This is a genomic window from Nocardia puris, assembly GCF_003315035.1.
Classification (GTDB): Bacteria; Actinomycetota; Actinomycetes; order Mycobacteriales; family Mycobacteriaceae; genus Nocardia; species Nocardia puris.
Window position 1 is genome coordinate 574,082 of the sequence record NZ_QNRE01000001.1, and the last position, 17,554, is coordinate 591,635.

16 protein-coding genes are annotated in these 17,554 nt (G+C 71.3%); 7 read left to right on the top strand and 9 right to left on the bottom strand.

The features are described from left to right. Positions 1 to 39: 39 nt before the first annotated feature. The 6 genes from DFR74_RS02630 to DFR74_RS02655 are packed head-to-tail and all read left to right on the top strand — an operon-like array spanning position 40 to position 5,618. Entirely contained in the window at positions 40 to 1,227 is a 1,188-nt protein-coding gene (locus tag DFR74_RS02630; RefSeq protein WP_067504679.1) for a lipid-transfer protein, read from the top strand. After that, entirely contained in the window at positions 1,224 to 1,607 is a 384-nt protein-coding gene (locus DFR74_RS02635) for a MaoC family dehydratase N-terminal domain-containing protein (protein WP_067504682.1), read from the top strand. Before DFR74_RS02630 ends, DFR74_RS02635 begins: the two co-directional genes overlap by 4 nt. Continuing rightward, positions 1,604 to 2,014, top strand: a complete 411-nt coding sequence (locus DFR74_RS02640) for a MaoC/PaaZ C-terminal domain-containing protein (protein ID WP_067504685.1) — start codon at positions 1,604 to 1,606, stop codon at positions 2,012 to 2,014. Before DFR74_RS02635 ends, DFR74_RS02640 begins: the two co-directional genes overlap by 4 nt. Then, positions 2,007 to 2,837, top strand: coding sequence for an SDR family NAD(P)-dependent oxidoreductase (locus tag DFR74_RS02645; RefSeq protein ID WP_067504688.1), 831 nt, complete (start codon positions 2,007 to 2,009; stop codon positions 2,835 to 2,837). The genes DFR74_RS02640 and DFR74_RS02645 overlap by 8 nt, the downstream gene beginning before the upstream one ends. Beyond that, complete coding sequence (locus DFR74_RS02650; protein WP_067504691.1) at positions 2,837 to 4,381, top strand: acyl-CoA synthetase; 1,545 nt, start codon at positions 2,837 to 2,839, stop codon at positions 4,379 to 4,381. Before DFR74_RS02645 ends, DFR74_RS02650 begins: the two co-directional genes overlap by 1 nt. A 19-nt stretch (positions 4,382 to 4,400) precedes the next feature. Beyond that, a complete protein-coding gene (locus DFR74_RS02655; protein ID WP_067504694.1) occupies positions 4,401 to 5,618 on the top strand; it encodes a TetR/AcrR family transcriptional regulator in 1,218 nt (405 codons plus the stop codon). A gap of 69 nt (positions 5,619 to 5,687) precedes the next feature. Here DFR74_RS02655 and DFR74_RS02660 read toward each other — a convergent pair whose 3' ends face one another. The 7 genes from DFR74_RS02660 to DFR74_RS02690 all read right to left on the bottom strand — a co-directional run bounded on the left by DFR74_RS02660 (position 5,688) and on the right by DFR74_RS02690 (position 13,431). Then, positions 5,688 to 6,833 carry an acyl-CoA dehydrogenase family protein gene (locus tag DFR74_RS02660; RefSeq protein WP_067504698.1) on the bottom strand — a complete coding sequence of 382 codons (1,146 nt, stop codon included), beginning with the start codon at positions 6,831 to 6,833 and terminating at the stop codon, positions 5,688 to 5,690. A gap of 418 nt (positions 6,834 to 7,251) precedes the next feature. Beyond that, positions 7,252 to 8,112, bottom strand: coding sequence for a lysophospholipid acyltransferase family protein (locus DFR74_RS02665; protein ID WP_084537380.1), 861 nt, complete (start codon positions 8,110 to 8,112; stop codon positions 7,252 to 7,254). A gap of 295 nt (positions 8,113 to 8,407) precedes the next feature. Then, positions 8,408 to 9,838, bottom strand: a complete 1,431-nt coding sequence (gene hflX / locus DFR74_RS02670; protein ID WP_067504720.1) for a GTPase HflX — start codon at positions 9,836 to 9,838, stop codon at positions 8,408 to 8,410. 160 nt (positions 9,839 to 9,998) lie between these two features. After that, positions 9,999 to 10,880 carry a diaminopimelate epimerase gene (dapF, locus tag DFR74_RS02675; RefSeq protein ID WP_113974963.1) on the bottom strand — a complete coding sequence of 294 codons (882 nt, stop codon included), beginning with the start codon at positions 10,878 to 10,880 and terminating at the stop codon, positions 9,999 to 10,001. A 30-nt stretch (positions 10,881 to 10,910) separates the two neighbouring features. Beyond that, the gene (locus DFR74_RS02680) at positions 10,911 to 11,747 is read right to left on the bottom strand and encodes a TrmH family RNA methyltransferase (protein WP_067504723.1); all 837 of its coding nucleotides are present in this window, start codon (positions 11,745 to 11,747) and stop codon (positions 10,911 to 10,913) included. Further along, positions 11,744 to 12,676 carry a tRNA (adenosine(37)-N6)-dimethylallyltransferase MiaA gene (gene miaA / locus DFR74_RS02685; RefSeq protein ID WP_084537382.1) on the bottom strand — a complete coding sequence of 311 codons (933 nt, stop codon included), beginning with the start codon at positions 12,674 to 12,676 and terminating at the stop codon, positions 11,744 to 11,746. Before miaA ends, DFR74_RS02680 begins: the two co-directional genes overlap by 4 nt. Beyond that, positions 12,673 to 13,431, bottom strand: a complete 759-nt coding sequence (locus tag DFR74_RS02690) for a class III extradiol ring-cleavage dioxygenase family protein (protein ID WP_113974918.1) — start codon at positions 13,429 to 13,431, stop codon at positions 12,673 to 12,675. Before DFR74_RS02690 ends, miaA begins: the two co-directional genes overlap by 4 nt. Before the next feature lie 269 nt (positions 13,432 to 13,700). On the opposite strand from DFR74_RS02690, the gene DFR74_RS02695 reads away from it, so the two are divergent. Continuing rightward, positions 13,701 to 15,062, top strand: a complete 1,362-nt coding sequence (locus tag DFR74_RS02695) for a DUF349 domain-containing protein (RefSeq protein WP_067504733.1) — start codon at positions 13,701 to 13,703, stop codon at positions 15,060 to 15,062. A 160-nt stretch (positions 15,063 to 15,222) separates the two neighbouring features. Here the strand turns inward: DFR74_RS02695 and DFR74_RS02700 are convergent, their stop codons facing one another. Together DFR74_RS02700 and miaB are read right to left on the bottom strand one after the other, a co-directional pair. Next, entirely contained in the window at positions 15,223 to 15,960 is a 738-nt protein-coding gene (locus DFR74_RS02700) for an Rv2732c family membrane protein (RefSeq protein WP_232331658.1), read from the bottom strand. Continuing rightward, positions 15,957 to 17,489 (bottom strand): tRNA (N6-isopentenyl adenosine(37)-C2)-methylthiotransferase MiaB, encoded by a 1,533-nt coding sequence (gene miaB / locus DFR74_RS02705; protein WP_067504735.1) that lies wholly within the window; start codon positions 17,487 to 17,489, stop codon positions 15,957 to 15,959. Before miaB ends, DFR74_RS02700 begins: the two co-directional genes overlap by 4 nt. Between the last annotated feature and the right edge of the window lie 65 nt (positions 17,490 to 17,554).

The following is a 17,554-nucleotide window of genomic DNA, read 5'->3' on the forward strand; positions in this document are numbered from 1 at the left end:
ATCTATTAGATTCATTCCGGCAGCACCAAGGAGACACCGATGTCACGCCGAGCGCTCATCGCCGGTGTGGGGATGATTCCCTTCACCACCCCCAGCCGTACCGAGACCTACGACGTGATGGGCGAGAAGGCGACCAGGGCTGCGCTCGCCGACGCCGGGGTCGACTACTCGCTCATCCAGCAGGCCTACGCCGGGTGGGTGTACGGCGATTCCACCTCCGGCCAGGCCGCGCTGTACCGGGTCGGCCCCGCGGGCATCCCGGTGCTCAACGTGAACAACAATTGTTCGACCGGGTCGTCGGCGCTGTACCTGGCGCGCCAGGCCGTGGCCTCGGGCGCGGCCGAGTGCGTGCTCGCCCTCGGTTTCGAGCAGATGCAGCGCGGCGCGCTGGCCATGTCGTTCACCGACCGCCCGACGCCGTTCGACTCGTTCTCCGAGATCGTCCACGACATCCAGGGCACCAGCGAGGCGCCGTTCGCGGCGCAGTTGTTCGGGGGCGCGGGCCGCGAGTACGCGCACAAGTACGGTACCGCGCCGGAGACCTTCGCCGCGATCTCGGTGAAATCGCGAAAACACGCCGAACACAACCCTTACGCGGTGTTCCGCGACGAGCTCACCGTCGAGGAAGTGCTCGCCTCCCCGCACATCTACGGCCCGCTCACCCGCCTGCAGTGCTGCCCGCCCACCTGCGGCGCGGCAGCCGCCGTGGTCTGCAGCGAGGACTTCGCCCGCACGCACGGATTGCGCGCCGATGTCGCGATCGCGGCGCAGGCGATGACAACCGACACCGCCTCGACGTTCGAATCCCGGTCGATGGCCGCGATCGTCGGCTACGACATGGCGCGCGAGGCCGCCCGGCAGGTGTACGAGGCCAGCGGTGTCGGCCCCGAGGACATCAAGGTCGCCGAACTGCACGACTGCTTCACCGCCAACGAACTGCTCACCTACGAGGCACTGGGCTTCACGCCCGAGGGCACGGCCGAGAAGTTCATCCTCGACGGCGACAACACCTATGGCGGGCGGGTCGTGACCAACCCGTCGGGCGGGCTGCTGTCGAAGGGACATCCGCTGGGCGCCACCGGACTCGCGCAGTGCGCCGAACTGGTGTGGCAACTGCGGGGCGAGGCCGACGCACGCCAGGTGGACGGCTGCATCGTCGCGCTCCAGCACAATATCGGCCTCGGCGGTGCCACGGTCGTCACGCTCTACGAAAAGGTGGGCCGATGATCGGTACCGGACTCGCTCCCTCGACGCTGTACATCGACGCGGGCCGGCTCCGCTTGTTCGCCAAGGCGATCGGCGAGCCGAACCCCACCGACGTGGTGCCGCCGACGTTCTTGTTCGCGATCGAACTCGAACAGCCCGACCCGTTCGCCTGGCTCGCCGAGCTCGGCGTGGACCTGCGCAAGGTCCTGCACGGGGAGCAGTCGTTCGTCTACCACTCCCCCGCGCGCGCCGGCGACACGCTCACCGCGACGCCGCGTATCACCGACACGTACCAGAAGAAGGGCGGCGCGTTGACGTTCATCGTGAAGGAGACGGCAGTGACCCGCGCCGACGGCTCGGCCGTCGCCGACCTGAAAACCGTTGTGGTGGTGCGCAAATGACCGTCACCGTCGGCACCGAACTGCCCCCGCTGAAACTGCCCCCGATCTCGCGGACCACGCTGGCGCTGTTCGCCGGCGCCTCGGGCGATCACAACCCGATGCACATCGACATCGATGTCGCGCGCTCGGCCGGGCTCGACGACGTGTTCGCGCACGGCATGCTGTCGATGGCCTACCTCGGCAGGCTGCTCACCTCGTGGGTTCGGCAGGAGGGCATCCGGTCGTTCCAAGTGCGCTTCGCGGCCATCACACCGGTACACGCCGAACCGATCTGCACGGGCACGGTGACCGCCGTCGACGGCGATATCGCCACGGTCGACCTCGCGGTCACCCTGCCCGACGGCACCGTCACCCTGACCGGTGACGCCCGCATCTCCCTTCAGGAAGGACTCGTACACCATGGGTAATCTCGACGGCAGGATCGCGATCGTCTCCGGCTCCGGCCGCGGCATCGGACGCGAGATCGCACTCAAACTGGCCGCCGAAGGCGCGCGCGTGGTCGTCAACGACCTCGACGCCGAACCGGCGAAGGAGACGGTCGCCGCCATCGAGGCCGCGGGCGGCACCGCCACCACCTGCGTCGGCAGCGTCACCGAATCCGGGTTCGGCGAGCGGTTCGTGCAGACCGCGGTCGACACCTACGGCGGCCTCGACATCATCGTCAATAACGCCGGCTACACCTGGGACAGCGTCATCCAGAAGATGACCGACGAGCAGTGGGACGCGATCCTCGACGTGCACCTCAAAGCGCCGTTCCAGATCCTGCGCGCCGCGCAGCCGGTGATCAGCGACCTGGTGAAGAAGGCGCGGCAGGCCGGCGAGCCCGTCCCCTGCCGCAAGGTCGTCAACATCTCCTCGCTCGCGGGCACCGGCGGCAACGCCGGGCAGGCCAACTACTCCGCGGCCAAGGCGGGCCTCACGGGCCTCACCAAGACGATCGCCAAGGAGTGGGGCCGCTACAACGTCACCGCCAACACGGTCGCGTTCGGCCTGATCAAGACCCGGCTCACCGAGGCGCCCGCCGACACCGGCGGCACCATCGACGTGGCGGGCAAGCAGATCAAGGTCGGCGTCAACCCCGACCTGCTCGCGGCCATGGAGCGGATGATCCCGCTCGGGCGCGGCGGCGCGCCCGCCGAAGCCGCGGGCGCGGTGTACCTGCTGTGCACGCCGGAGTCCGACTACGTCAGCGGGCAGACGCTGGTTTGCGGCGGAGGGTTCGATTTCTGATGTACCTCACGCAGTCGCTGCACCGCGCGCTCCAGCAGCGCCCCGACGCCCTCGCGACGATCTACGGGGAGCGCACCCGCACCGTCGCCGAATCGGCCGACCGCGTCGCGCGATTCGCGGGTGCCCTGCGCGGGCTCGGTGTCGGCAAGGGTGACCGCGTCGGCATTCTGGCGCTCAATTCCGATCGGTATCACGAGTACTACATCGCGGTGCCGTGGCTCGGGGCGGTCGTCAACCCGGTCAACATCCGGTGGAGTCCCGCCGAGATCGTCTACTCGCTGCGGGATTCGGGCACGACGACGCTGCTCGTGGACGACATGTTCGCCCAGGCCCTGCCCGCGATCCTGGCGGAGTACCCGCTCGAACACGTTGTGTTCATCGGCGACGGGGAACGGCCCGACGGCACCCTCGACTACGAGACGCTGGTGGCCGAGTCCGATCCGGCGCCCGACACCCGAACCGGCGGCGCCGAGCTGCTCGGCCTCTTCTACACCGGCGGCACCACCGGCTTCCCCAAAGGCGTGATGCTCAGCCACGACAACGTCGTCACCTCCGCGCTGGGCGCACTCGCCACGACCGACCTGGCGACCCGCCACGGCCGCCTGCTGCACGCCGCGCCGATGTTCCACCTCGCCGACTACGCGGCGTGGAACATCGGCAATGTCCTGGGCGCGACGCACGTGATCGTGCCGGTGTTCACCCCGCCCGGCGTGCTGAAAGCCATGGCCGAACACCGGGTCACGGATTCGCTGCTGGTCCCGACCATGATCCAGATGCTCGTCGACGACCCCGGCGCGGCCGAGCACGACCTGTCCGGCCTGCGCCGCGTGCTCTACGGCGCCTCACCGATCTCCGAGGCGCTGCTCGAGCGGGCGGCGAAGGCCTTCCCCTCGGCGGAGTTCACCCAGGCCTACGGCATGACCGAGCTCTCCCCGATCGCCACGCTGCTCACCGCCGAGGACCACCGGCGGCCCGAGTTGCGGCGCGCCGCCGGGCGGGCCGTCGCACACGCCGAGGTGCGCGTGGTCGATCCCGACGGGAACGAGGTGCCACGCGGCACCGTGGGCGAGATCGTCGTCAAAGGCGACAACGTGATGCTCGGGTACTGGAACAAACCCGAGGAGACCGCCGCCGCGGTGGTCGACGGGTGGATGCACACCGGCGACGGCGGCTACATGGACGAGGCGGGCTACGTGTTCGTCGTGGACCGGCTCAAGGACATGATCGTGACCGGCGGCGAGAACGTCTACAGCGCCGAGGTGGAGAACGCGCTGGCCAAGCATCCCGCCGTCGCCCAGTGCGCGGTGATCGGCATCCCCGACGCCGACTGGGGTGAGCGGGTGCACGCGGTGGTCGTCCTCGCGCCCGGCCGGACGGCCACGGCCGAGGAACTCGGTACCCACTGCAAGTCCCTCATCGCGAACTACAAGATCCCGCGCAGCGTCGAGTTCGCCGACGCGTTGCCCCTGTCGGGCGCCGGTAAGATCCTCAAACGCGAGCTGCGCAAGCCGCATTGGGAACAGGCCGGCCGCGACGTGTCATGAGACGGAGAAGGGGGTGCGGGTGAGCGGGAGTCCGGCCACGCGTGACGCCCGCCCCGCACGCGGCACACGCCCGGCGAACCGCCGGGCGCTCATCCTCGACGCGGCCACCGAGCTGTTCGCCCGCGACGGGTACGCCAACGTCGCGATGAGCGATATCGCCGAGGCGGTCGCCGTCGGCCCCTCCGCGCTCTACCGGCACTTCCGCGGTAAGCGGCAGCTGCTCGAAGCGGTGATCACCGACTCGCTCGACGCCGCCGACCGGCTGCTGGACGAGACCGAGTCCGGCGCCCGTCCGCTCGCCTCGGACCTGGCCGCGGCCGCGATCGCGCAACGCCACGTCGGTGTGCTGTGGCGGCGTGAGGCCCGGCAGCTCCCCCCGGACACCCGCACCGCGCTGCACCACCGCATGCGCGGGTTCCGCCGCCGGGTGGCCGACCAGATCGCCGCGCAGCGTCCCGACCTCGGTGCCGAGGCTACCGTTCTGCTCGCGACGTGCGCGGTGGCCGTCGCGACCAGCGTCTCGTTCCACAACGTGACCCTGCCCGAACCCGAATTCTCCACGCTGCTCGGCACATTGATCGAGACCGTCGTCCACGCCCCCGTGCCCGCGCTCCGGACGGGGACATCGGGTGCCGCGCCGGAGGCGCCGCTGCGCCCCGGCACGCGGCGTGAGCAACTGCTGGCCGCCGCGATCGACCTGTTCGCCCGCGACGGCTACGCCCACGTCGGTATGGAGGACATCGGTACGGTCGTCGGCATCGCCGGGCCCAGCGTCTACCACCACTTCGCCCGCAAAGAGGACGTGCTGGCCGCCGCACTCACCCGTGGCGCCGAATGGCTGCGCATCGACATGAATCGCGCCCTCGCGGCCGCGCGCGACGACACCGACGCGGTGCGGGCGCTGATCGCGAGCTATCTCGCCTTCGCGTTCGACAACCCCGGCCTGGTGCAGGTCCTGCTCACCGAGGTGATCCACCTCCCCGAGCCGCACCGTCAGCAGATTCGCGCCGTCCAGCTGGACTACGTCTTCGACTGGGTCCGCACCGTCCGAGCCGTCCACCCGGAGTGGTCGGCGCCCGCGGCCCGCCTCCGGGTGCAGGCCGTCCTCGGGATGCTCAACGACATCGCCCAGACCCGACTGCCCGTGCGCTACACCACCGTTCGGCAGGCTTCCGCACTGGTCGCGGAAGAACTCCTGGCGCTCGGCGCGACCGTGGGTACCCTGTCGCAGGCGTGACGCCGCGAGCCCCGTCCGAACGCAGGGGACGGGGCGGCGGCCCCCTCCCCTGCGCGAAACAGCCCGGTGTCAGGCGAGTTTCAGCCCGCGCCCGATGATCTCCTTCATGATCTCGGTGGTGCCGCCGTAGATGGTCTGGATGCGGGCGTCCATGTAGGCCTTGGCGATCGGGTATTCCTTCATGTAGCCGTAGCCGCCGTGCAGCTGCAGGCAGCGGTTGATGAGGTCGAGCTGCTCCTCGGTGCTCCACCACTTCGCCATGGCCGCGTCCTCGACGCTGAGCTTGCCCGCGTTCAGCTCCTCGATGAAGCGATCCACCATGATCCGCACGGCGGTGGTCTTGGTGGCCAGTTCGGCGAGCACGAAGCGGGTGTTCTGCAGCGCGCCGATCGGCTTGCCGAAGGCCTTGCGGTCGCGCACGTACTGGCAAGTCATGTCGAGGCAGGCCTCCATCGCGGCGGCGGCCATGACGGCGATGGACAGGCGCTCCTGCGGCAGGTTGTGCATGAGGTGGATGAAGCCCATGCCCTCGGTGCCGAGCAGGTTGGCGGCGGGCACGCGCACGTCGGTGAAGCTGAGCTCGGCGGTGTCCTGGGCTTTGAGGCCGATCTTGTCGAGGTTGCGGCCGCGCTCGAAGCCGGGCATGCCGCGCTCGACCACCAGCAGGCTGAAGCCCATGGCGCCCTTCTCCGGATCGGTCTGGGCGACGACGATCACGATGTCGGCGTTGATGCCGTTGGTGATGAAGGTCTTGGCGCCGTTGAGGATCCACTCGTCGCCGTCGCGCACCGCACGCGCCTTGATGCCCTGCAGGTCCGAGCCGGTGCCCGGTTCGGTCATGGCGATGGCGGTGATGAGCTCCCCGGAACAGAAGCCGGGCAGCCAGCGCCGCTTCTGCTCCTCGTCGGCCAGCTCCAGCAGGTAGGGCGCGACCACGTCGTTGTGCAGGGCGAAGCCCAGGCCCGAGTACTGCCCCTTCACGCACTCCTCGGTGATGATCGCGTTGTAGCGGAAGTCCTGCACCCCACCACCGCCGAACTCCTCCGGCACGGCCATGCCGAGGAAGCCCTGCTTGCCCGCCTCGAGCCACACGTCGCGATCGACGATGCCCTGCTCTTCCCACTTCGCGTGGTGGGGCGCGACGTGCTGATCGAGAAACTTGCGGAACGACTCCCGGAACAGATCGTGCTCGGGCTCGAAAAGTGTGCGCTCCACAACCAACCTCCTGGTGACACCCGGCCGGTCCACACCGACCCGTCGTTACCGCACACGGTACCCGAAACATGAATGACTGTTAACTTCACGCCCGGAGAACGCGCGGTTTCACCAGGAAAAGCGGAGTAGACGGAGTCCGATCCAGCGCCACTCCCGGCAAACCTGACCACCCGGCGGAGAGCGCGCGAACCCATAGCCGACGACGATCACGCGGGCAGGCCCAGCGATGGTGCTGCGCTGCCGCCCGGCCGCTCGGTCGCCGCCCGTGCCGTCGACCAGGCGGAGAGTGGGGCCGCGGGACCGAGGTGCCGACCGGGCGGTGGAGGTCGAGCCCATCACGGCGGAGTGCGCAGAGAGCTGTGGGGCGCGCTCGCCGACGGTCCCGCAGCCGGGTGAGGTAGGAGGTGGTCCGATCGGATCAGAACGGGAGCAACCCGCGGAGGCGGCCGGTGAGGGTGCGGCCGGAGTCGCGGTCGCGTTCGGCGAGCAGGAATTTCAGTTCCTCTTCGAGGGCCTTGCGCACGACGTCGCGCAGTTCGGTGGCGGCGGCGTCGAGATCGCCCGCGCCGCGCCACGGCGCCGGATCGATGGGCACGCCGGCGGAGAAGTAGAAGCGCTCCGGGCGCGGCAGGAAGGTGGGGCCCACGCCGCGCAGCAGGGGCGGGGTGAGGTCGGGCTTGAGGCCGAGGGCCTGCACGGTCCAGCGCAGCGGCCGCAGGACGGGGTGGTCACCGTCGAAGACGATGTCGAACGCGTCGTCCACGCCGATCATGGCGACCGGCACGATCGGCACGCCCGCCTCCAGCGCCATCCGCGCGAAACCGGTGCGCCCCTCCCACTTGAGCAGGTACTTCTCGTTCTTGCGGCGCACCGCCTCGCGCCCGCCGCCGGGGAACACCAGCACCGCCTCGCCGCGCCCGAGCAGCGCCATGCAGTTGTCGCGGGTGCCGCGCACCGCGCCGTAGTGGTGCAGGAAGTGCCGCACGCCGGGCACCGCGATGAGCACGTGCTCGGCCAACCCCCGGATGACGCGGCCGCGCTCGCGCAGCACGGCGGGCATCAGCAGGGGCGCGTCGATGGCGCCCATGAGGTTGTGGTTGCCGACCAGCAGGACCGGGCCGTCGGCGGGGATGTTCTCCAGGCCGAGGAATCGCGGACTGGTCCAGGCGCGCAGTGGGGCGAGCAGCGCCTCGAGGACGCGCAGGTCGGTCTCGCCGAGGCGCACGTCGAGCGGTGCGCCGTCGGACAGCTGGGCCACGGCGGGCGAGGATTCAGGCATGTGTCGTCCCCATCGGATGTCGATAATCCCGGCACATCGTCGTACGGAATGAAAGTCCCCTGCACCACGGACGGTCGCGGCGTCGCGAACCAGACTACCGGATCACGGTGGAACAGGTTGCAGGATGGTCGCTCGGCGAGGTGGGATCGGTCACACCGCATGGCGCCGCAACGACCACCGAGGCCGAATTGCCGTGCGAATCCCCTTGTCCGCCAGGGTGATTCCGGGAGTGACACCCGGCACGAACGAACCGCCCCGCACATCACCACCACGGGCGCGTACGGAGCGGTCGGTTCTACTTCTCGGCGGCCACCGGCACGCCGCCGTCGGCGAACTCCGACAGCGCCGCGGCCAGCGCGCGCGGCACCAGGGCGCGCACCCGGGTGCCGGTCTCCTCGTGCTCGGTGGACAGCAGCCTGCCGTCGGCGTGGATGCGCGCGAGCAGGTCACCCCGCGTGTAGGGCAGCAGCACGCCGACCTCCACGTCGAGCCCGCCCAGCACGGTGGCCAGACGGGTGCGCAGCTCCTCGATGCCCGCGCCGGTGCGCGCGGAGACGAACTCCGCGTCGGGCAGCACCCCGCGCAGCCGGGTGAGCTCCGTCGGGTCGGCGGCGTCGATCTTGTTCACCACCAGCAACTCCGGCGGCGCGGCCGACCCGGCCTCCTTGATCACGTCGGTGATCACCTCGCGCACGGCCTTGATCTGGTCGGCCGGCATCGGGTCGGAGCCGTCCACCACGTGCAGCAGCAGGTCCGCGCCGGTCACCTCCTCCAGCGTGGAGCGGAACGCCTCGACCAGCTGGGTGGGCAGGTGCCGCACGAAGCCGACGGTGTCGGTGAACACCACCTCGCGCCCGTCGTCCAGCTCGGCGCGGCGGGTGGTGGGGTCCAGGGTGGCGAACAGCGCGTCCTGCACCAGGATGCCCGCGCCGGTGAGCGCGTTCATCAGGCTGGACTTGCCCGCGTTGGTGTAGCCGACGATGGCGACCTGCGGAATGCCCGACGAGGTGCGCCGCGCCCGCTTGGTCTCGCGCGCGGTCTTCATCTCGCGGATCTCGCGCCGCAGCTTGGCCATCCGCTCGCGGATGCGGCGGCGGTCGGTCTCGATCTTGGTCTCACCGGGACCGCGCAGGCCCACACCTCCGTTGCTGCCCGCCCGGCCGCCGGCCTGGCGGGACATGGACTCACCCCAGCCGCGCAGCCGCGGCAGCATGTATTCCATCTGGGCCAGCGCGACCTGCGCCTTGCCCTCGCTGGAGGTGGCGTGCTGGGCGAAGATGTCCAGGATCAGCGCGGTCCGGTCGATCACCTTGACCTTGACGACCTTCTCCAGCGCGGTCAGCTGGGCCGGGGTCAGCTCGCCGTCGCAGATGACGGTGTCGGCGCCGGTCTCGAGCACCACCGAGCGCAACTCGTCGGCCTTGCCGGAGCCGATGTAGGTCGCGGGGTCGGGCCGGTCGCGACGCTGGATCAGCGCGTCGAGCACCTGCGAGCCCGCGGTCTCGGCGAGCGCGGCCAGCTCGGCCATGCTCGCGTCGGCCTGCGCCGCCGAACCCGAGGTCCACACCCCGACCAGCACGACCCGTTCCAGGCGCAGCTGCCGATACTCGACCTCGGTGATGTCGGTGAGCTCGGTGGACAGTCCTGCCACGCGCCGCAGCGAACCGCGGTCCTCGAGCTGGAGTTCACCGACGGTGGGCTCGGCGCTCCACCCGTTGCGCCGCATGCGGGCGGCATGTTCGGCCACCACGTCACCCTCGCGCGATTCCTCGGCCGGGTCCAGATCGTCGGCCTCGGTCATATCGAATGTCTCTGAATTCCTCATACGCCTTCCATGCTGCCAGGTCCGGCGACCCGGCGCATTCGGTTATCCGCCCGGCGAACGGTCACAGACCGTCCCACCACGGGCCCGCGAGCCTGCCGGTCGCGACGAGTTCGGACGGCCCGCGCAGCGTCGCGGACCCGTTCGCCACCGTGACGGTCACCGCTCCCCCGGGCACCCGCACCGTCACCTCGCCGGTATCGGTGGCGATCGCGAAACCCTCCGCGGCCAGCGCCGCCGCCGCGGCCGCGACGGTTCCCGTTCCGCAGGAACGGGTTTCGCCGACACCGCGTTCGTAGACGCGCATGTCGACGGCGCCGTCGCCGCCGAGCGGGGTGAGGATCTCGATGTTCACCCCCTGCGGGAACAGGTCGGGGTCGTAGCCCGGCGGGACGGTCAGATCCAGTTTGGCCAGCGCCTCGGCCGACAGTCCCCGCTCCACGCAGGCCAGGTGCGGATTGCCGACATCGATGCCGAGACCGGGCACCGCCCAGCCCGCGATCGACGCGGTGGATTCGCCGAGTTCGCGCACCACCCCCATGCCCACCGTCACCTCACCGCGCACCGGATCGGCCGCGTGCACGGTCACCGGGCGCGCCCCGGCGCGGCTGCCCACCACGTGCTCGCCGCGCGGCTCGCGACCGGTCGCGGCCAGGTAGTGCGCGAAGACGCGCACGCCGTTGCCGCACATCTCGGCGATCGAGCCGTCGGCGTTGCGGTAGTCCATGAACCAGTCGTCCCCGCTCACGCCCTCGGGCAGCGCGGGGAGCACGCCCGCCGCGAGCAGCGCGCCCGCGCGGGCCACCCGCAGCACGCCGTCGGCGCCGAGCCCGCGCTGCCGGTCGCAGAGCGCGGCGACGCGCTCGGGGGTGAGGTCGAGGCGGACATCCTCGTCGGGCAGCACCACGAAATCGTTCTGGGTGCCGTGGCCCTTGCTGAACTCGATGTCCGTCACGCGTGTGATCTCCTCATGTCGTCATCTGGCGAACGTCCGGCGCTGCCGGGAAATTTCGTAGAGCCCCACCGCGCCCGCCGACGGCGCGCCCAGCGAGCTGGCGGTGCCGCCCATCGGGATGGACAGCACCTCGTCACAGGCATCCTGCCAGGCCGCGCTCATCCCGGAGGTCTCGTTGCCCACCACCAGGATCACCGCGTCGGTGAGGTCGCGGTCGTAGAGCGGGCCGGCGCCGTGCTCGTCGGTGCCCAGCACGGCGGTGGGGATGCCGCGCGCCACCTGCCGGTCGCGCAATGCCAGCACCTGCGCGGGCCCGGCCGCCCGGTACACCGGCACCGCGAACAGCGAGCCCGTGGAGGCGCGCACCGCCTGCGGGTCGTACTGGTCGGCGCCGTGCCCGGTGACGATCACCGCGTCGGCGCCGAACGCGTCGGCCGAGCGGATCAGCGTCCCGAGGTTGCCCGGCGAGTTGGGGCGGTCGAACACCACGATCACGGGCGCGTCCTCGCCCGGCTCACCGGGCGCGAACTCGTCCAGATCCGGGTGCCGCGTCTCGGCGACAGCCACCAATTCCGGTGTGCCGCTCGCCTTCTCGCCCAGATCGGCCATGAGCTCGGGCACCAGCCCGACGCTCGGCACATCGGTGTCGTCGAGCAGGTCGCGCGCCCACGACGAGAGTTCAGGCCCGCCGAGCCGGTAGATCAGCGTCTCCAGCGGCCAGCCGCTGGCCACCGCCTGGGTGATCGGGCGCACGCCCTGCACCAGGAACCGGCCGTCGCGGTGCCGTTTGGTGCGGTTGTTCAGGTAGGCCTGCCACACCTGCACGGAAGCGTTGCGGGTGCTGACGCGTCGGGTCACTGCGGGGTCCGTTCTGTGTCGTGTCGCGCGGTCGCGACGGCGGCCAGCGCCGCGTCGAGCAGCCCCGGATCGGCGCCGTCCAGCCAGCGGACCCGAGGGTCGCGGCGGAACCAGGAGCGCTGCCTGCGCACGTAGCGCCGGGTGCCGATGAGGGTGCGTTCGCGGGCGTGGTCCAGATCGTATTCGCCGTCCAGGTGGGCGAGCACCTGCGCATAGCCGATGGCGCGGCGGGCGGTGACGCCGTCGCGCAGGCCCCGGTCGAGCAGGCCGATCACCTCGTCCACGAGTCCGGTCTCGAACATGAGCGCGGTGCGGCGCTCGATGCGCTCGTCCAAGGCGGCGGTGTCCCGGTCGACGCCGAGAATGACGGTGCCCCAGCGCGGTTCGCCGATCACCGGGGCGGAGGCCGCGAACGGCCGCCCGGTCAGCTCGACCACCTCCAGCGCGCGCACCATGCGCCGGCCGTCGGTGGGCAGGATGGTGCGCGCCGCGACCGGGTCTGCGGCGCGCAGGGCGGCGTGCACCGCCGCGACGCCTTCGGTCTCGAGCACCCGTTCCCAGCGGGCGCGGACCTCGGGATCGGTGGCGGGGAACGCCCACTCGTCCAGCAGCGCCTGCACGTACATCATCGAACCGCCGACCACGATCGGAACGCGGCCGCGGGCCAGGATGTCCTCGACGTCGGCGGCGGCCGCCCCCTGGTAGGTGGCGACGCTGGCGGTCTCGGTCACGTCGAGCACGTCGAGCTGGTGGTGCGGGATGCCGCGCCGCTGCGCGGGCGGCAGCTTCGCGGTGCCGATGTCCATGCCCCGGTACAGCTGCATGGCGTCGATATTGACGATCTCGCCGCCGAGGCGTTCGGCCAGGTCGAGGCCCAGATCGGACTTCCCCGTCGCGGTGGGGCCGACCACGGCGATCGGGAGGGTCATCGCGCCTCCCGGGTGGGCCGCCAGAGGCTCACGTGGTAGCCGACGCCGAAAGGTGCTGCGCGATACAGGGTTTCGACGGATGGGTCGGCGGGGTCGGTGGCGAACAGTCCGCCGAGCGCCTGGTAGGCGGGGCGGCCCGCGAGGACCAGTTCCGCGCACCGCCCGGGGTCGAGCGCGTGCAGGCCCGCCCGGTCGCCCGCGCTCAGCGCACGGTCCAGCTCGTCCTGGTGCGCCTCGGCGCGTTCGTCGAAATAGCCGGGCGAGTTCTTCGCCAGGGTCGCGGCGCCGTCGGCCACGACCAGCACGCCGTGCGGTTCGGGGTCGGCGTCCAGTTCCGCGCGCAAAATCGCGCCCACGTCGGCGCAGCCCTCGGCCGCGGTGGCGGCCGCGACGATGCGCGCGTCGGCACGCGCCTCGGGCGCGACCTGCTCGCGCAACCATCCGGCGATCAGCGCGGCAAGCGGCAGCAGCGGGTCGGGCGGACCGGCCGCGCCGCCCAGGGAAACGCGCACGTCCGCACCGAAACCACGGAACGTGCCGCTCGCCTCCGGTCCGAGCGAGGCCGCTTCGGGCCCGGCGCCGAGCACCGTCCACCGCGCGGCCACGGCCGCCAGCCGCTGCCCCGCCGCCAGCACGGCGGCGCGCAGCGACACCAGCGGGTCGTCGGCGTCCGCCCCGGTCGCGGCCACCGGGCGGCCGGACAGTTCCGGGACCAGGACCGGCGGCGACGGAACCAGGGCGGCGATACTCAACACGCGGTAAACGGTAGCGGTTCGCCCGCGCGGCCCGCCGCACGGCGGTGCCCGCTCACCCACGCCCCCGGCTTCTCGTGTCTGTGGGGTCAATCGCCGCCGAGATTGATAGTGTCGAGGGACGACAACCCAGGTCATGACGGGTTGACAGCTCCCGGGGTTCGCGCCCTCGGGGGTGAGGGGACCTATGGTCCACAGGGCTCGGACCGGGTTGCACGGGATGAGCCAGGGTGTAACCAGGCAGCCGTGACGCGCGGCAGGGACGGAGAGCAATGACCGACAGCAACGGAACCGCGAAGGCCACCCCCGGCACCGCGCCGCGCCCCTCCGGTGCACCCAAGCCGGGCGCCGGGACGGCCCATCCCAAGCCGCACGCCGTCCCGGGTCACGATCATCCGCACCCCGTGGTGGTCCCCACCGTCACCGATCCGAGCAAATGGGGCCGCGTCGACGAGGACGGCACCGCCTGGGTGAAGACCGCCGACGGCGAGCGCGTCATCGGGTCCTGGCAGGCCGGCGATGCCGCCGAGGGCCTGGCCCACTTCGGCCGCCGCTTCGACGATCTGGCCACCGAGGTCGCGCTGCTCGAAGCCCGCCTCGCCGCAGGCGCCGACGCGCGCAAGACCAAGGCCGCCGCCCTGGCGCTGGCCGAGTCGCTGCCCACCGCCGCCGTCATCGGCGATATCGAGAGCCTCGCCAAACGGCTCGAGGCCATCACCGAGCACTCCGAGGAAGCGGCCGCACACGCCAAGGAGGAGAAGGAGCGCGCCCGCCACGAGCACACTGAGCGCAAGGAAGCGCTGTGCGCCGAGGCGGAGAAGATCGCCGTGGAGTCCACCCAGTGGAAGGCCGCGGGCGACCGGCTGCGCGAGATCCTCGACGAGTGGAAGACCATCCGCGGCGTCGACCGCAAGGTGGACGACGCGCTGTGGAAGCGCTACTCCAAGGCGCGCGAATCGTTCAACCGCCGCCGCGGCGCGCACTTCGCCGAACTCGACCGCGAACGCGCCGCCGCCAAGGCGCGCAAGGAAGAGCTGTGCGTGCGCGCCGAGGAACTGTCCGGTTCCACCGACTGGGTCGGCACCGCGGCCGTGTTCCGCGATCTGCTCACCGAGTGGAAGGCGGCGGGCCGGGCGCCCCGCGAGGCCGACGAGGCGCTGTGGCGGCGGTTCAAGAGCGCCCAGGACGTGTTCTTCGCCGCGCGCAACGCCGCGGTCTCCGAACGCGATGCGGAGTTCGAGACGAACGCCACCGCCAAGGAGGAACTGCTGCGCGCCTACGGCCACATCGACCCGGCCAACGGCCTGGACGCCGCCCGCGCCGCGCTGCGCGAACTCCAGGACAAGTGGGACGCGATCGGCAAGGTGCCGCGCGAGCGCATGCAGGAGCTCGAGGGCAAGCTGCGCGCCATCGAGAAGCGGGTCCGCGAGGCGGTGGACGCCCAGTGGCGGCGCACCGATCCGGAGGCGGTGGCCCGCGCCGCCCAGTTCCGCGAGAAGGTCGCCCACTTCGAGGAGCAGGCCGCCAAGGCGCAGGCCGCGGGCAAGCAGCGCGACGCCGAGAAGGCGCTCGAGCAGGCCAAGCAGTGGCGGGAATGGGCCGAGGCCGCCGAGGGCGCCGTCAGCAACCGCTGAGTTCACGAATCACCCTGCGCACCAAGCACTTTCGCGTGGTCATTCAGGGTTGCGGCATGCGTGGGGCTCGGGGTGGTCGCCGGGGACGCTGCCGTGAGTGTGGATGATCCTCACGCCGATCGCGCTGCCCCGCGCCCACTCGCCCAACAGTCCCCCGGACTCACTCGCCCAGCAGGCGGCGGCGCTCCTCGTTCTCGGCGGCCGCGGCGGCGTTGCGGCGCTGTTCTTCGGCGGCCAGGTGCATGGCGGTGCGGCTCCAGACGACGCGGACCCAGTGGAAGGTCAGGGTCATCACGGCGAGCACGCCCAGGATCAGGCCGATGCCGGGACCCGCCCCGACGTAGTTGTCCAGGCCGGGGGTCTGACGGTGCCAGATGGCCAGCACGCCGAACACGATCGCGACGGCCGAGCCCGCGACGGCGATCCAGGCCAGCACCCAGCGCCGGGTCATCAGCGCCAGGAGCGAGAAGCCGATGCCGAACACGGCGATGAACGCGACGAACAGGCGCGAGGGCAGCCCGATGTGCTCGATCGTGCTCGCCTCGGTGTTCAGCAGCACGTCGAAACCGCGCGCGGTGCCCGCGTGCGGCAGCGCCAGCGAGAGCAGCAGCGCGAACACCGCGACCGCCACCACCATGGCCCGCGCACCCGGGTCGATCTCCCCCGCGAGGCGCCGCTCGACACTGTCGAGGTCGTCGCGGAACTGTTCGAATTCCCTGCTCTCCACCGAGCTCACGGCGCTCTCGTCTCCTTCGGGCGGCTGGACCGGACGGCTGTTCGCCTCCACTGTGCCATCCCCGTCGCCCGCCGCGTCCGCCGACCCACTACGCGCGGTAGTACCGGAGTCGTCGCCGGGGCGGCGCTCGTCGTCCGGATCGGTCCCGCGCGCCGCGCTCATGTCCCGCAGCCGGTCGCGCAGCCCGCGGCCACCGGCTCGGGGGCGGGCGCGCCGATCCTCGGCAGCCCCAGCCCGACGCCGATCGGTTCGGTCTTCGGGGTCTGGCCGCGCTCGTGGGCGTCACCCGCGCGGGTGCGCCGGTGCGCTTTGATCGCCGAGTCCGCGATCAGGTGATGCGGTGCGGCGCCGGTGATGTCGACGGTGACGAGATCGCCGGGACGAATCGGCTCGGCGGTGCCGCCCGGCCGGAAGTGCACCAGCCTGCCGTCGCGGGCGCGCCCGCTCATCCGGGCGGTGGCGGCGTTCTTCTTGCCCGCGCCGTCGGCCACCAGCAGCTCCACCTCGGTGCCCACCAGCGCGCGGTTGGCCGCCAGCGACACGTCCTCCTGCAGCGCGATGAGCCGGTCGTAGCGCTCCTGCACGACCTGCTTGGGCAGCTGGCCGGGCATGTCGGCGGCGGGCGTGCCGGGCCGCTTCGAGTACTGGAAGGTATAGGCGCTGGTGAACCGTGCCTGGCGCACCACGTCGAGGGTCTCGAGGAAGTCCTCCTCGGTCTCGCCGGGGAAGCCCACGATGATGTCGGTGGTGATGGCCGCGTGCGGCATCGCCGCCCGGACCTTCTCGATGATGCCCAGGTAGCGGGCCTTGCGGTAGGAGCGGCGCATCGCCTTGAGCACCCGGTCCGACCCGGACTGCAACGGCATGTGCAGCTGCGGGCAGATGTTCGGCGTCTCGGCCATCGCCTCGATCACGTCGTCGGTGAACTCGGCGGGGTGCGGGGAGGTGAAGCGCACCCGCTCCAGCCCCTCGATGCGCCCGCACGCGCGCAACAGCTTCGCGAAGGCGCCGCGGTCGCGGTCCTCGGTGGGGTCGGCGAAGTTCACGCCGTAGGAGTTCACGTTCTGCCCCAGCAGGGTGACCTCCACGACGCCCTGATCGACCAGCGCCTGCACCTCGGCGAGCACGTCGCCGGGGCGGCGGTCGACCTCCTTGCCGCGCAGCGACGGCACGATGCAGAACGTGCAGGTGTTATTGCAGCCCACCGAGATCGACACCCAGCCCGCGTAGGCGGACTCGCGCCGGGCGGGCAGCGTGGACGGGAACGCCTCGAGCGATTCCAGGATCTCGACCTGGGCTTCCTCGTTGTGGCGCGCGCGCTCCAGCAGCACGGGCAGCGAGCCGATGTTGTGCGTGCCGAACACCACGTCCACCCACGGCGCCTTGCGCACGACGGTCTCGCGGTCCTTCTGCGCCAGGCAGCCGCCGACGGCGATCTGCATGCCCGGCCTGCCCGCCTTCACCGGCGCGAGGTGACCGAGGGTGCCGTACAGCTTGTTGTCGGCGTTCTCGCGCACCGCACACGTGTTGAAGACGACGAGGTCGGCCGTCGCCCCCGGCGCGGCCTTGACATAGCCGGCGTCCTCCAGCAATCCCGACAGGCGTTCGGAATCGTGCACGTTCATCTGGCAGCCGAAGGTCCGGACCTCGTAACTGCGCACTGGTGTCGCGAGCTGTCCGATCGAATCCACCCGTCCAGGGTACGCAGCCCCGAAAATCGAATCTCGCGGGCATCCGCGCACGTGACGACCCGGTA